Origin of the sequence: Auraticoccus monumenti (assembly GCF_900101785.1) — a bacterium.
Taxonomy (GTDB): Bacteria; Actinomycetota; Actinomycetes; order Propionibacteriales; family Propionibacteriaceae; genus Auraticoccus; species Auraticoccus monumenti.
On the sequence record NZ_LT629688.1, the window covers coordinates 3,366,378 to 3,379,404 of the forward strand.

The window sequence follows — 13,027 nt, forward strand, 5'->3', positions numbered from 1 at the left end:
GTCGTCCTTCGTGTCCCGTCGGCGTCGACAGTGTCTTCGATGTAATCAATAGCCTAAATGACCGTGACCGGCGGACGCCACACGGGACGGCGCGCCGTCGGCTCGCGCCGGAGGACGTCGTGGAGCGCGCTGGGTGGTCGGTCGCCTCGGCCCCGCACCGAGCGCGACGGCACCCTCGGCCCCGCCCGCCGGGCGGGCGTGCCGGTCAGACCGGGTCGAGGTCGGCGGCGGCGCGCTCGGCGAAGAGCTCCCGCAGCCCGGCGACCACGGGGCCGTCGTCGGCGTAGCGGCGATCGTCCCAGCGGGTGACGCGCTGCACGTCGCGCAGGGAGGAGGTGAGGAAGACCTCGTCGGCGGCCTGGGCCTCGGCGAGGGTGAGGTCGCGCTCCACCACCGGCGACCACGCCCTGACGAGGTCGCGGGTGATGCCGGCGAGCGCGCCCGAGCTCAGCGGGCTGGTGACGACCTCACCGTCGAGGACCACGAAGAGGTTGGCGCCGGTGCCCTCGCTCACGTTGCCCGCGGTGTTGACGAAGACGCCCTCCGAGGCGTCGCGCTCGTGGGCATGGCCCAGGCCGCGGATGTTCTCCGCGTAGCTGGTGGTCTTGATCCCCGTCATGGCGCCCCGCTCGTTGCGCAACCAGGGCAGGGTCACGATCGCCGTGTTCTCGGGTGCTGCCGGCGTCGGGGCGTCGGCGACCACCAAGGTCGGCGGACCGAACGCCGCTGACGAGCCGAGCGGGCCCACTCCCCCGGTCCAGGTGACACGCACGATCCCGACCTCGTAGTCGCACTCGGCCGCGACCGCCTCGATGGCCTCCCGGACGCGCTGATGGTCCGGCTCCGGGAGCCCGAGCGCCTTCGCGGAGCGGCTGAGCCGGGCCAGGTGGCGGCTGATGGCGAAGGCCCCGTCGGAGGTGACCTTGAGGGACTCGAAGACCCCGCCGCCGGCCACCAGGCCGTGGTCGGTGGCACTGACCCGCGCCTCCTCGGCGGAGACCAGCCGGTCCTGCACCCAGACCCGCCGGCCGTCGGGGGAGGTGGACTTGGTCGGGCCGGCGTCGGCAGCGGTCGTCATGTCCCCCATCATGCCCTCACCGGCGGTTCGGATTTTCCATCCACGCGCACTTGTGGGTATGGTTCTACCCGCACCTCGACGAGGTCGGCGAGAGCCGGACGAGACGAGGACAGCACGCGGACGTGGCTCAGGGGTAGAGCATCACCTTGCCAAGGTGAGGGTCGCGGGTTCGAATCCCGTCGTCCGCTCGGAGTGGTCTCCACCACTGGAGGTCTTCCTCATGGTGGGTTGGCCGAGAGGCGAGGCAACGGACTGCAAATCCGTGCACACGGGTTCGAATCCCGTACCCACCTCTCTCCTCGCTGAGGGACACAACTCCACACGGGCGATTGGCGCAGCGGTAGCGCGCTTCCCTGACACGGAAGAGGTCACTGGTTCAAACCCAGTATCGCCCACCAGCATCAGAGCCACTTTCGGAGAGATCCGAAGGTGGCTCTTCTGGTCTCTGCACCAGGCAGGACGGCCGCGTGGACCCGTGCCGCACCCGACGCCCGTCTCAGACCTCGTCGAGCCCCAGCCCCTCCTCCCGCGCCCGGACGATCGCCGCGGGGCGGTCCGAGAGCGACAGCTTGGCCAGGATGGTGGCCACGTGGTTGCGCACCGTCTTGGGGCTGAGCACCAGCCGCCGGGAGATGACGGCGTTGTCGTAGCCGCGGGCCAGCAGGTCCAGCACCTCCCGCTCCCGCGCGGTCAGCTCGGGGAAGGGCACGCGGACCGCGGTGCGCCCACCGACCAGGTGGGACATGGCACGGGCCGCGACGCGCGCACCCATGATCATCTCCCCCGACGCCACCGCCCGGATGCCCCGCTCGACCGCCTCCGGCGTCGCGTCCTTGAGCAGGTAGCCCCGCGCCCCGACCCGGATGGCCGCAGCCACCGACTCGTCGGCCTCGCTCATCGTGACCACCAGGACCGCCAGCCCGGGATGGGCCCGCACCAGCTCGCGGGTGAGGTCGATACCGGACTCCCCACCGAGGTCGAGGTCCATCAGCACCACGTCGACGGTCGCGTCCACCAGCGTCCGCGCGGTGGCGGCGTCGGCGGCCTGGCCGACCACGTCCAGACCCGTGAGCGAGGTGAGCAGGCTGGTCATGCCGAGCCGGAACAGGGGGTGGTCGTCGACGACCACGACCCGGAGGACTCCGCCGTTCACGGCGTCACCTGCCCGGCGACGGCCGTCCCGGTCTGCCGGGGGTCGTGGAGGACCCGCACGGGGATCCTCGCGTGGACACGGGTCCCCGTGGGCAGGTGCGGGGAGATGTCGAAGGTGCCGCCGAGCTCGGCCGCCCGCTCGCGCATGGCGGTGGTGCCCACGCCCGCGACGGCGCGGTCGTCGACCCCGGTGCCGCGGTCGGTGCAGGTGACCTGGAGCTCCCCGTCGAGGAGCACGGCCGAGAGCTCGCAGGTGTCCACGCCGGCGTGGCGGACGACGTTGATGACCGACTCCGAGGCGATCGCGTAACCCGCCGCGGCGACGGGCGCCGGCAGACCGTCCAGATCGGACACCCTCAGCTCGACGGTGAGGCCACCCTCGTGGTTCCGGGCGACCATCTCCTCCAGGGCCGCGGCGAGCCCGAGCTCGTCCAGCACCGGTGGCAGCAGGCTGCGCGCGACCCCGCGGACGTCCTCGATCCGCTGGTCGAGCTCGGCCTGCAGCGCGCCCAGCATCGTCACCGCCGCCCCTGGGTCCCGCTCCACCAGGTTGGCCGCGCCCCGCAGACCGAGCCGCAGACCGGCCAGCCAGGGGCCGAGCCCGTCGTGGAGCTCACGGCGGATCAGCCGACGCTCCTGCAGGCGGGCCCGGGTGAGGCGGTCGCGGGCGGCTTCGAGGTCCCAGACGCTGCGGGCGAGCGTCAGCCCCGAGGCGACGACCACGCTCAGCTCCTCCAGCGCCACGGTCCCCCGCGCCCCGAGGGACTCCCCCGGAGGCAGGGTCACCGCCAGCCGTCCGATCAGCTCCTCACGGTGCCGCAGCTCGACCAGCTGCGGCGTCGAGGTCGGCGTCCCCCAGCGGGCCAGCACGGTGTCCTCGCCCAGCAGGGCCGCCGACTCCAGCCGCAGGGTGCTGCCGACGGTCTCGACCAGGGACTGCAGCAGCTCCTCGGTGGAGGCGGCGCGGGCGAGCTGGGAGCCCATCCGCGCGGCCACCCGGCGCGGGTCGTGCGCCTGTCCGTGGACCAGGGCGGCGATCCGGCGCTGCAACCAGAGCCGGGACGGCTGCACGGCCGCCACGACCGTGGCCGCCGCGACCAGCTGCGCGAGGCCGTCACCACCGATCAGGCGGGTGGCCAGCACGCTCACCAGCAGGTAGAGGGCCAGCAGGCCGAGGACCAGCGTCTGGGCCAGGACGGCGCGGGACACGACCAGCTCCAGCCCCCACAGACGTGACCGGAGGAGCACCGCCAGGATGGCCGCCGGGAACAGGGCCTGGCAGGCGAGGTGGAGCGCCGGGATGATCCAGAACGGGAGGGTGCCGTAGGGGATCAGCAGGGGCGCGAACGACAGCGCCATCACGGCGGTGCCGAGCCCGAGCCAGCCGAGGCCGTTGCGCTCCCCCACCGGTCCGTGACGACGCCGCCACTCCACCGACGCGGCGGTGACCAGGCCCATCACGACGACGGCACCGACGACGACCGTCAGGAGCGCGGACGAGTCCGGCCAGACCAGGCGAAGACCCAGGAACGACACCGACACCAGCGCCCCGGCGACCACCCCCCACACCTCCCGGCCCAGCGGGTGGTCCCGGACCAGCCACGGCACCACCAGGAACAGGGCCAGCGTGCCGGGCACCCAGGCGGTGCCGAACAGGGCCAGCACGAGCTCCACCGGCGCCAGCCCGCGGGCGGTGGTGAACTGCAGGTAGGCCCCGCCGAAGGCGGCCAGCCCGCCCCCGACGGCGGTCACGCTCAGCAGTCCGGCCACGACGTGGCGGCGTCGCGCCAGGACGACCGCCGCGACGGTGGCGTAGACGGCGCTGACCACGGCGTCGACCACGATGAACAGCCAGTCCCCGGTGAAGTCCGGCTCGGAGGTGACGTACATCAGGAGCGCCACCGTGGCGAGCAGCCAGCCGGTGACCGCGAGGGCCAGCGCCGTCCGCGGCATCCCGCCGCGGACGGCACCCGCCGTCGTGGTGTGCTGCGTGGTCGTCATCTCAGCAGCACCATAAGCGCGCGCTGGGCTCCGTGCGCCGGACTTCGCCGGTCAGCTGCGCCGCCGGTCACCCAGGGCGAACCCGAGCGCGGCCACCAGCAGCCACACCGGTCCCACGAAGCCGGCCAGGTACTGCAGCGGGGAGATGCCGAGCAGGGTCGTCAGCACGCCGAGCACCAGGCTGGTCACCCCGAGCCACCGGGGCGCGGCGCCCCGCAGGGCGGCCAGCCCGACCGCGATGGCGCTGACTCCGGCCGTCAGCCACAGCCACTCGATGGTGGCGATCCAGTGGGAGTAGAAGGACACGTCGCTGGCGATCATCAGATCCGGCTGCGACAACCCGAACGTGAACTCGGTGTTGAGGCCCGTGCCGAGGATCATCATCACCGACACGATGGTCAGGCCGGTGCCGGACAGGGCCGGGAGCAGCGACCCCGCAGGCGCCTGGGCGTCCAGGCGCCGCTTGAGGCCGGCTGCGAAGACCAGCACCAGCAGGGCCGCGACGACGGTGACGACGTGGAAGGCCAGCAGCTGCGGGATGCGACCGGACAGGTGCAGCAGGATCGACTCGGGCGTCGGCGGGTTGGCCTCGTCGTAGACGGGGCTGAGCGACATGGACAGCTGGATGCCGGCGATGGAGGCGATGCCGGCCGCCACCCCGACCCAGGCCCAGCCGCGCCGGACGCCGCCCCCCGAGACTGCGGCGTCCGACGCGGGCGTGGGGTCGTGTGCCGGCTCCTGACCGACGAGGTACTGCGATGACACGATGAGCTCCTTCTCCCCCCGACGGGAGGTGCACGGCGACCTCTGGAGGTCTCGCCCCGGTGGGCGTGACAGGAAGGCTGCCGGGCCCGGTGTCCCAGGCGGCAGGGCCACGTGTCCCGACTTCCCGGGCACCTGAGTGCCTGCACATCTAGCCAAGCATGTTGTTATTCGATAGATTCACATCGTTCGTCGATGAAGGGACTGGGATGAGGCAGCTGGTGGTGATCGCCTTGAGGCTCGTGATCGCCCTGGGGGTGGCGGGGGCGCTCGTGGTGCAGGTGGCGGTGGTCTGGGCCCTGGCCCGGGACGCCGAGGACGGACCGGGTGAGCTGTCCCACCTGCGGTTCCCGATCATGGCGGTCGTGGTGCTGGGCCTCCTCTGCGTCCAGGTCACGCTGGTCTGCATCTGGCGCCTGCTCACCCTGGTGCGCCGCGGCACGGTGTTCAGCCACGCGGCGTTCCGGTTCGTCGACGTGGTCATCGGCGCGGCGGTGGTCGCGGCGCTCCTGACCCTGGCGCTCGGGGTGCTGCTGGCGCCGGGTGAGGCGGTCGCGCCCGGCATCGTGCTGCTGATCGGCGGGCTGTCCCTCGCCGCCGCCGGGACCGCGCTGCTGGTCTTCGTGATGCGCACCCTGCTGGCGCAGGCCGTCGCCCGCGACACCGAGGCCCTGCACCTCCGGGCCGAGCTCGACGAGGTGATCTGATGCCGATCGTGGTCGACGTCGACGTCATGCTGGCTCGACGGAAGATGGCCGTGGGTGAGCTCGCCGACAAGGTCGGCATCACCCCGGCCAACCTCGCGGTGCTGAAGAACGGACGAGCCAAGGCGGTCCGGTTCACGACCCTCGAGGCACTCTGCCGGGTGCTCCGGTGCCAGCCCGGCGACCTGCTGCGCTGGGAACCAGACGACGAGTTCCTCGAGCCTTCATGACCCCGACGAGGCCCTGCCGGCTCGGCGCACCCACGGACCCACCTCGGTGTCCTCGTAATCCGGTCGACCCGGCTGGCACCGAGGCATCAGCACCGGGCTGATCAGATGAAGGGTCGCCGGTCCAGCACCAGTCGAAGGGGGACGGGGGTGTGAATCGAACCGGGAACGGCACGCTGCAGCTCGGCCAGCGCACAGACGGCGCCGAAGGTGCTGTGCAGATCGTCGAAGGACGTCGAGCTGCGGTAGGTCGGGTCGTCCAGCACCGAGACCACGCGGTCCACGAGAAGATCCAGCGCCGCGCCGACGTCGTCGAACCGGTACGCGGTCTGCCGACGGGCACGGCTGAGGCAGAAGACGAGGTCGATCTCCTTGAAACCCACGTCCGTCACCGCGAAGGTCGCGGCTGAGTCGTGGAGCAGGGTGAGACTGGTGTCGATCAGCCGGTCGACCGCGGGCCACGGCTGGCGGAGGTAGTCGTACACGAAGTGGTAGTGGAAGGACCCACCCAGGTTGGAGAACAGACCCGGGTACTCGTCGACGGGGAGCATCCGACCCGTCCGCCACAGACCAGTGGACGGGTCGACCTCGGCATCGAACCAGTCGAAGTAGGCCTCGAACCACTCGGGTCCGACCTCGCCGGTGATGGCCAGGGCCGAGGCGGCGCCGGCTGCGTCGTGGGAGGCCGGCCACGGCCGGTCCCAGTCCAGGTCCTCCAGGAACTGCCTCAACCGGCCGGGGTCCGCCAGACCGGCGAGGAACGTCAACGGGTGCAGGGGGCGGGCGTCGAAGAGCTCCAGGGCCGCGATGCAGTGGGCCGTGGTGTGGAACGTCGAGTGGCTGGCGTCGGTGAAGATGCCGGTACCGGGCTCCTGGAACGACTGCAGGCTCCGGATCCACGACGCCCGGTCAGAGGCGGCACCGGGCAGCGCACCGAGCATGTAGAGGATGTTCGCCGCGTCTGCGCACCCGTAGGCATCCACCTGGGTGCTGTCGTAGCCCTCCCGGTGCAGGTGCCGCGTGTAGCTCCCGACACCGTCGAGCCGGTAGTCCTCGAGCCATCCTCGGAGGAACTCCACGAAGTCGGTCAGGTCGTGGCGGTAGCGGTGCAGGGCCGGGTTCGGTGTCATCAGGACTTCGCCTCCATGAGCTCCTGCTTGATCTTGGCTCCGTCTCCGGCGTTCCAGGTCGCGAGCGCGTCCTCGAGGTCCTTCATCGTCTGGCGCCCGGTGACGATGCCGGTCTGGAGGTCGGTCAGGGTCCGGGTGAAGGCGGCGTTGGTCCGCGAGTAGGTCTCGGAGTAGACCCCGATCACCGGACTGCGCACGTAGCCGGGTTCGGCAGCCAGGGCGAACGCGTGCTTGGCCTTGGTGATCTCCTGCAGCGCGCCCTCGTAGGCCACCTTCACCCCGTCGACGAGGTGGTAGTCCAGACCCTCGGTGACGGGAGTGACCTCACTCGTCCCGAGCTCGGTCAGGGTCGGGTTCCCCTCCGAGACGGTGTGCTGCGCCCCCTCGTCGCCGTACTTGCGGAACAGGAACTCCGACGACCCGAACGGCGCGGCCAGGTAGTCCATGATCTTCAGGAGCTCGACCACGCGAGCGTCGTCGGCCTTCTTGATCACGGTGAAGTTCGTGGAACCGGCGCCGACGGCGAAGGTCGGGCTCGCGCCGGCGAAGCCCTGGACGCTGAGCGCACCGACGGAGTTCTGCTGGTCGGCGGGGAGGAACCGGGCCAGCGATCCCCAGGCGGAGAAGCCGTCGGGGTGGATGCCGATCTGGCCGCCGATGAGGCGTTGCTTGCCCAGGGTGGTGGCGTTCGCGGCGAAGGCGTCGGGGTGGATGAGGCCCTGCTGGTGGAGCTCGGCACACCAGGCGATCGCCTGGCGGAACTGCTCGGTCTCCTGCAGGCGGACGAGGGCTCCGTCGACCTCGGCCCACTCGTTGGGCCCGCCGACCGCCCCGGTGAGGTAGGCGATCGGTGGCTGGCTGAGGGCGAACTGGCCGGCCTTGGGGTCGGTGAGGTCCTGGCACACCTGCACGAACTCCTCCCAGCTCTTCGGGTCCGGGTCCACACCCCGTGCGGCGAAGAGGTCGGTGCGGATGAAGGCCGCCCCCGACTGGACCGGTCGGGGGACGGGTAGGCCGTAGATCCGGTTGTCGAACACCACGGTCCGCCACATGTCGTTGGTGTAGGCAGCGAGGTTGGGGTAGTCCTTGATCGCATCACCGGCGAGGTGGTCGGTGAGGTCGGCGCAGGTGGCGTTGAGCAGCTGCGGCAGCTGCGGCTGGGACGGGAGCATCTCGAACAGGTCGGGGAGCTGTTCGCCGCTGATGGTCGTGGCCAGCTTGGCGGCGTAGTCGGAGGCAGGGATGACCTGCAGCTCCAGGGGCGCGCCGAGGCGGGTGTTGAGCTCGGCGAGGTAGGCGTTCTGGGGCGGTGGTGTCGGGGACACGGCATAGCTGCTGAGGAGCGCGGTGACCGCCGTCCCCGAGCCCGGCGTCGCGGTGGTGGCCTCGAACGGGTCGGGGTAGCGCAGGAAGGCGTCCGGGACGCCTGTCTCGGTCCCGGGGAGATCTGGCGTGACGCCGGTGGTCGGGGTATAGGCGGGCAGCGTGAGCGGACCCGAGCTCGACCCGGGGGAGGTGGTCGGCTGACTGCCGCACCCCGTGAGCGAGACACCTCCGGCGGAGAGCAGGGCCGCACCGGACACGCCGGCCAGCAGTGTGCGACGGGAGATCTGTGGACTGGGACTCATGGGTGCTCTTCTCGCGACGGGGTTCATCGGTGAACCTGCGTCGACCGTAGGGACGGGCGCAGAGCGGAGGCAACGAGATCGCTCAATACGCTCACTACCGTCCCACGGCGACCCCTGTCGAGGTGCGGACGACGAGCTCGGGCAGCAGCCGCACGTGGGCGATGGGTGGCTGTCCGAGACCTGCTCTCGCGAGCCGGTGGCGACGCATCAGCAGCGCGACGGCCTCCACACCCAGGGGGTGTTTCGGCGGCGAGATGGACGTCAGCGCAAGATCCACCTCAGGGGTCACGATGTCGTCGTACGCGACGACCGAGACCTCGCGGGGCACCTCGATCCCCTCGCGACGAAGGGCCCGGACCAGCATCTGGGCCCAGACATCGGTGTGCACCACGATCGCCGTCGCCCGGGTGTCGAGGACGGCTCGCACCATCACCTCCGTCGCCGCGGGATCCACTCCCTCGGGAGTGACCAGCGGGGGCCCGAGGCGGGCGAGTCCGCGGCTCTCGACCTGGGCGAGGTAGTAGTCCCGCATCATCCGACCCGGCGGTGACTCGTCGTGGAAGCTGGCCATGATCCGGGTGTGTCCGAGTGACTGGAGGTGGTCCAGCGCCATCTGGAACCCGTACGCGTGATCAGCGATCACCGAGTCCAGGGCGTACAGAGGGTGATCGGGCCCGACCTCCCGTCCGCCCAGGACCACGGGGACGCCCAGCTGCAGCAACCACGGCACCGGCTCGTCGACGTCGGCCTCGGTCCGCCACTGGGGTGAGTAGACGAGGCCGATGCAGCCGGCCTCCAGCAGTCGGCGGGCGGCCGACCTCGCCTCGGAGGTGGTCTCCACCTGCTCGACCAGGAAGCGGTGATCGCGTCGCTCGGCGTCGCGGTGGGCCGCCTGGGCGATGAGGTCCAGGTAGCGGTTCTCCGCGTGCATCATCCCGATCGCCGGAGCGGGCGAGGTGCGGCTCGGCGGCTGCGGGCGTCCTACGGCGTCGTTCAGCTCCACCGCCCCGTGTCGACGGGTCAACCGGCCCTGGCGGCTCAGGAGCTCGACGTCGCGGCGCAACGTCGCCATCGACACCTTCAGCTCGTCCGCCAGGTCCGAAAGCCGAGCCGTCCCGGTGCGCCCGAGACTGCGTAGCAGCTGAGCGTGACGGCCCTCGACGGCTCCCATGCCGGCTGATCCTGTCACTCCCCTCCGACTCGCCGGAACCCTTGCAACCTCCCGGCACCCACGCAGGACGCCAGTGGTCGGCCCGACCGACCCACCTGGGATCCGAACCGCGGGAGGCTGCGACGTCCTCGCCGGTTGAGCGGGGCGTCGTCCAGCTGGCTCCGCCGCGCGGGGTGCCGGTAGGTCAGCCCAGCAGCTCCGCGGCCTCGCTCCACTCCATGCCGTGCGCCTCGGCGACCGGCTGGCTGACCAGCGCACCACCGAGCGTGCTCAGCCCGGCGCCCAGCGGGGCGTGCTGACGGGCGGCCTCGCGGACGCCGAGGTCGGCGACCTGCACCAGGTAGGGCAGGGTCGCCGAGGTGAGGGCCAGGGTGGCGGTGCGGGCGACCGCCCCGGGGATGTTGGCCACGCAGTAGTGCACCACCCCCTCCTCGACGAAGGTCGGCTCGGAGTGCGTGGTGGGGCGGCTGGTCTCGAAGCAGCCGCCCTGGTCGATGGCGATGTCGACGGCCACGCTGCCGGGGCGCATGCTGGCGATCATCTCCCGGCTGACCAGCTTCGGCGCCTTGGTCCCAGGCACCAGCACGGCCCCGATCAGCACGTCGGAGTCGGCGACGTAGGCGGCCAGCCGCGCCCGGTTAGGCACCACCAGGTCCACCCGGCCCTCGAAGATGTCCGACAGGTAGGCCAGCCGGGTCGGGTTGGTGTCGAAGACCCGGACGATGGCGCGCATGCCGACGGCGATCTTGGCCGCCTCGGTGCCCGACACGCCGCCGCCGATGATGGTCACCTTGGCCGCCGGCGTCCCCGGCACGCCACCCAGCAGCACGCCGGAACCGCCGGACGGGCTCTCCAGGTGGTGCGCCGCCGCCTGGACGGCCATCCGCCCGGCGACCTCGCTCATCGGGGTCAGCAGCGGCAGCTTGTGGTCGGGGGTCTGGACGGTCTCGTAGGCGATGGAGTCGATCCGTCGCTCGACGAGGAACTCGGTGAGCCGGCGGTCGGCGGCCAGGTGGAGGTAGGTGAAGAGCTGCTGGCCCTCGCGGAAGCGTCGGTACTCCTCCGGGACCGGCTCCTTGACCTTGACCACCAGGTCGGCGCCGGCGAACACCTCGTCGGCACCGGCCACCACCTGCGCGCCCGCCTCGACGAACTCCGCGTCGGAGAAGCGCGAGCCCTCCCCCGCGCCGGACTGCACCAGCACGGTGTGGCCGTGGTGCACCAGCTCGGCGACGCCGTCGGGCTGGACGGACACCCGGTTCTCGTTGTCCTTGATCTCCGTGGGAACACCGACCACCAGGGCCATGGCTCGTCCTCTCGTGTCGCAGCGCTTCGTCACTCTGGGGCTGAGGCTAGAACTTCGGACGCGTCCTCCGGAAGATCAGGGGTAGATCGCTCGAGATGGACCTCTGATACCGAAGGATGTTCAGACATGAGCCAGCCTCGCGGACCGAGCCCGCACGATGTTCACGCCCGGCTCACCCCCGTCGACCTGGCCATCGTCGCGGTGCTGCGCCGCGACGCCCGGACACCCAACAAGGCGGTGGCCGCGGAGGTGGGGATTGCGGCGTCCACCTGCCTGGGACGGATCCGCCAGCTCGAGCGACGTGGCGTGATCCGCGGCTACCACGCCGACGTCGACCTCCCCGCGCTCGGTCAGCACCTCCAGGCGATGATCTCGGTGCGCGTGCGCGCCGGCGCCCGGCACCGCCTGCGCGGGTTCACCGAGCAGATCGGGGCACTGCCCGAGGTGCGCCAGCTCTTCTTCCTCGGCGGTGACGACGACTTCCTGGTCCACGTGGCCGTCCCGGACGCCGTCGCGCTGCGGGAGTTCGTGCTGGACCAGCTCTCGAGCAACCCCGAGGTCGCCTCCACCCAGAGCAACGTGGTCTTCGACCACGTCCAGGGGTGGTGAGCGTCAGCGGCCCACGGAGGTGTCCACCGGACCGGACGGTCCCCGACGGGCAGAGTCCTGCCTGACGGCAGGGCGCTGGTGACGGGCAGCGCCGTGCCCGACGGCACCGGTGCAGGACCGAGGGCGTCCGGGTGACGCAGGTCGGGAGCCGCAGCCGGGGTGGCTGCCTCAGCCGGCCAGCCGGGCGCGCATCTGGCGCAGGATCAGCGTCGGCTCCTCCGCGCGCACCTGCTCCTGGGCCCGGCGCCGGATCTGCTCGATCTCCTGCTCGTCCAGCACCCGCGGCGTGACCACCTTGGGGTTCCTGATCGTGAGGGCCACCCCACCACCTCCTCGCTCGACACTCCTGATGGTACGCCGCTGATCCTGGCAGCGGGCTCTGACACTTCAGCGGTCACGGGCGGCCTCGGCGAAGGCGACGGCGAGCAGCTCGGCGGTGAACTCCGCCACCGCGACGTCGGTCGCGGTGAAGGAGTGCGGCTGCGGGGCGTCCACGGTGAGCATGCCGTGGGGCACGTCGCGCGTCACCACCGGCACGGCGGCGTAGGTGCGGTACCCGTGGTCGGTGCCGTGCTCGGTGGGCTCGGTCAGCACGTCGTGCACCACCCGGGTGCGGTTGTCGGCCAGGGCCTCGAAGGCCGGGTCAGGCCGTCCGCCGGGGTGCCGCTCGAAGGTGCCGGGCGTGTCGCCCCGGCCGTAGTAGGCGATCTGCTCCAGCCGGTCACCGGCCTCGTCGAGCCGGTACACCACGGCCCGGACCCCCGGGATCTGGGCGAACAGCAGGTAGAGCCCCGAGGTGGCCTGCAGCGCCACCATGCCCAGCAGGTGCTCCCGCTCCACCTTGCCGGCCTGCGGCATCTGGGCGATCAGCTCCGCCACCGGCCGCAACCCGTCCTTCACCGCCATGCCCAGCTGTGCCGCGGCGCCGCGCTGGGCCTCGTCGGAGCGCTTCTTGGCCCAGGCGTTGAGGGCCTCCAGGGCCCCGGCCACCAGGGCCAGACCGATCGAGAGCCCGAACAGGGGCCAGCCCCAGGAGTCCACCTGGGAGCCCAGCGCCCCTCCCACACCGGCCAGCCAGGCCACCAGGATGGTCGCCACCGACACCGCGACGCTGTGCCGCTCGACGTTGGCGGCCAGCCACGCCTTGAGCTCCAGCCGCGTCGCCGACCGGTCCGACCTGCTCACCTCGCTCACGTGAGCCAGTATCGACCAGCCCACTGACATCGCCGCCGGGTCCGCCGGCGCGGGGTGCCCGGTCG

General features: G+C 71.7%; 13 protein-coding genes and 3 tRNA genes. 6 read left to right on the plus strand and 10 right to left on the minus strand.

Annotation, left to right across the window (positions count from 1 at the left end):
- Window positions 1-205: 205 nt before the first annotated feature.
- Window positions 206-1,078: an aminotransferase class IV gene (locus BLT52_RS15635; RefSeq protein WP_090596898.1), complete on the minus strand. Its 873-nt coding sequence runs from the start codon at window positions 1,076-1,078 to the stop codon at window positions 206-208.
- 116 nt (window positions 1,079-1,194) lie between these two features.
- Here BLT52_RS15635 and BLT52_RS15640 point away from each other — a divergent pair.
- From BLT52_RS15640 to BLT52_RS15650, 3 genes are all read left to right on the plus strand, one after another.
- Window positions 1,195-1,266, plus strand: a tRNA-Gly gene (locus BLT52_RS15640).
- A gap of 34 nt (window positions 1,267-1,300) precedes the next feature.
- A tRNA-Cys gene (locus tag BLT52_RS15645) sits at window positions 1,301-1,371 on the plus strand.
- 30 nt (window positions 1,372-1,401) lie between these two features.
- Window positions 1,402-1,476, plus strand: a tRNA-Val gene (locus BLT52_RS15650).
- Between the two features lie 98 nt (window positions 1,477-1,574).
- Here the strand turns inward: BLT52_RS15650 and BLT52_RS15655 are convergent.
- The 3 genes from BLT52_RS15655 to BLT52_RS15665 are packed head-to-tail and all read right to left on the minus strand — an operon-like array spanning window position 1,575 to window position 4,996.
- Complete coding sequence (locus BLT52_RS15655; RefSeq protein ID WP_197679071.1) at window positions 1,575-2,231, minus strand: response regulator; 657 nt, start codon at window positions 2,229-2,231, stop codon at window positions 1,575-1,577.
- On the minus strand, window positions 2,228-4,231 hold the full coding sequence (locus BLT52_RS15660) for a sensor histidine kinase (RefSeq protein WP_197679072.1): 2,004 nt from the start codon (window positions 4,229-4,231) through the stop codon (window positions 2,228-2,230). Before BLT52_RS15660 ends, BLT52_RS15655 begins: the two co-directional genes overlap by 4 nt.
- A 51-nt stretch (window positions 4,232-4,282) precedes the next feature.
- Window positions 4,283-4,996 (minus strand): hypothetical protein, encoded by a 714-nt coding sequence (locus BLT52_RS15665; protein WP_197679073.1) that lies wholly within the window; start codon window positions 4,994-4,996, stop codon window positions 4,283-4,285.
- A 206-nt stretch (window positions 4,997-5,202) separates the two neighbouring features.
- On the opposite strand from BLT52_RS15665, the gene BLT52_RS15670 reads away from it, so the two are divergent.
- Window positions 5,203-5,700, plus strand: a complete 498-nt coding sequence (locus BLT52_RS15670) for a DUF2975 domain-containing protein (protein WP_090594854.1) — start codon at window positions 5,203-5,205, stop codon at window positions 5,698-5,700.
- The gene (locus tag BLT52_RS15675; protein WP_090594856.1) at window positions 5,700-5,927 is read left to right on the plus strand and encodes a helix-turn-helix domain-containing protein; all 228 of its coding nucleotides are present in this window, start codon (window positions 5,700-5,702) and stop codon (window positions 5,925-5,927) included. The genes BLT52_RS15670 and BLT52_RS15675 overlap by 1 nt, the downstream gene beginning before the upstream one ends.
- A 101-nt stretch (window positions 5,928-6,028) precedes the next feature.
- Here the strand turns inward: BLT52_RS15675 and BLT52_RS15680 are convergent, their stop codons facing one another.
- From BLT52_RS15680 to ald, 4 genes are all read right to left on the minus strand, one after another.
- The gene (locus BLT52_RS15680) at window positions 6,029-7,054 is read right to left on the minus strand and encodes a hypothetical protein (protein ID WP_090594857.1); all 1,026 of its coding nucleotides are present in this window, start codon (window positions 7,052-7,054) and stop codon (window positions 6,029-6,031) included.
- On the minus strand, window positions 7,054-8,682 hold the full coding sequence (locus BLT52_RS15685; protein ID WP_157677177.1) for an extracellular solute-binding protein: 1,629 nt from the start codon (window positions 8,680-8,682) through the stop codon (window positions 7,054-7,056). Before BLT52_RS15685 ends, BLT52_RS15680 begins: the two co-directional genes overlap by 1 nt.
- Before the next feature lie 94 nt (window positions 8,683-8,776).
- On the minus strand, window positions 8,777-9,853 hold the full coding sequence (locus tag BLT52_RS15690) for a LacI family DNA-binding transcriptional regulator (RefSeq protein ID WP_090594860.1): 1,077 nt from the start codon (window positions 9,851-9,853) through the stop codon (window positions 8,777-8,779).
- Window positions 9,854-10,037: 184 nt separating this feature from the next.
- Window positions 10,038-11,153 carry an alanine dehydrogenase gene (ald, locus tag BLT52_RS15695; RefSeq protein WP_197679397.1) on the minus strand — a complete coding sequence of 372 codons (1,116 nt, stop codon included), beginning with the start codon at window positions 11,151-11,153 and terminating at the stop codon, window positions 10,038-10,040.
- Window positions 11,154-11,285: 132 nt separating this feature from the next.
- Between ald and BLT52_RS15700 the strand changes: the two genes are divergently transcribed.
- On the plus strand, window positions 11,286-11,768 hold the full coding sequence (locus BLT52_RS15700) for an Lrp/AsnC family transcriptional regulator (RefSeq protein WP_090594863.1): 483 nt from the start codon (window positions 11,286-11,288) through the stop codon (window positions 11,766-11,768).
- A gap of 168 nt (window positions 11,769-11,936) precedes the next feature.
- Here the strand turns inward: BLT52_RS15700 and BLT52_RS20930 are convergent, their stop codons facing one another.
- Window positions 11,937-12,089 (minus strand): hypothetical protein, encoded by a 153-nt coding sequence (locus BLT52_RS20930; protein ID WP_157677178.1) that lies wholly within the window; start codon window positions 12,087-12,089, stop codon window positions 11,937-11,939.
- Between the two features lie 66 nt (window positions 12,090-12,155).
- Complete coding sequence (locus BLT52_RS15705) at window positions 12,156-12,962, minus strand: GAF domain-containing protein (RefSeq protein ID WP_090594864.1); 807 nt, start codon at window positions 12,960-12,962, stop codon at window positions 12,156-12,158.
- Window positions 12,963-13,027 lie beyond the last annotated feature (65 nt).

Excerpts from the sequence above, each read along its gene's own strand:
- BLT52_RS15700 (WP_090594863.1), top strand. The coding sequence starts at position 11,286 with ATGAGCCAGCCTCGCGGACCGAGCCCGCACGATGTTCACGCCCGGCTC.
- BLT52_RS15660 (WP_197679072.1), bottom strand. The coding sequence starts at position 4,231 with ATGACGACCACGCAGCACACCACGACGGCGGGTGCCGTCCGCGGCGGG.
- BLT52_RS15690 (WP_090594860.1), bottom strand. The coding sequence starts at position 9,853 with ATGGGAGCCGTCGAGGGCCGTCACGCTCAGCTGCTACGCAGTCTCGGG.
- BLT52_RS15685 (WP_157677177.1), bottom strand. The coding sequence starts at position 8,682 with ATGAGTCCCAGTCCACAGATCTCCCGTCGCACACTGCTGGCCGGCGTG.
- BLT52_RS15675 (WP_090594856.1), top strand. The coding sequence starts at position 5,700 with ATGCCGATCGTGGTCGACGTCGACGTCATGCTGGCTCGACGGAAGATG.
- BLT52_RS15680 (WP_090594857.1), bottom strand. The coding sequence starts at position 7,054 with ATGACACCGAACCCGGCCCTGCACCGCTACCGCCACGACCTGACCGAC.
- BLT52_RS15670 (WP_090594854.1), top strand. The coding sequence starts at position 5,203 with ATGAGGCAGCTGGTGGTGATCGCCTTGAGGCTCGTGATCGCCCTGGGG.
- BLT52_RS15635 (WP_090596898.1), bottom strand. The coding sequence starts at position 1,078 with ATGACGACCGCTGCCGACGCCGGCCCGACCAAGTCCACCTCCCCCGAC.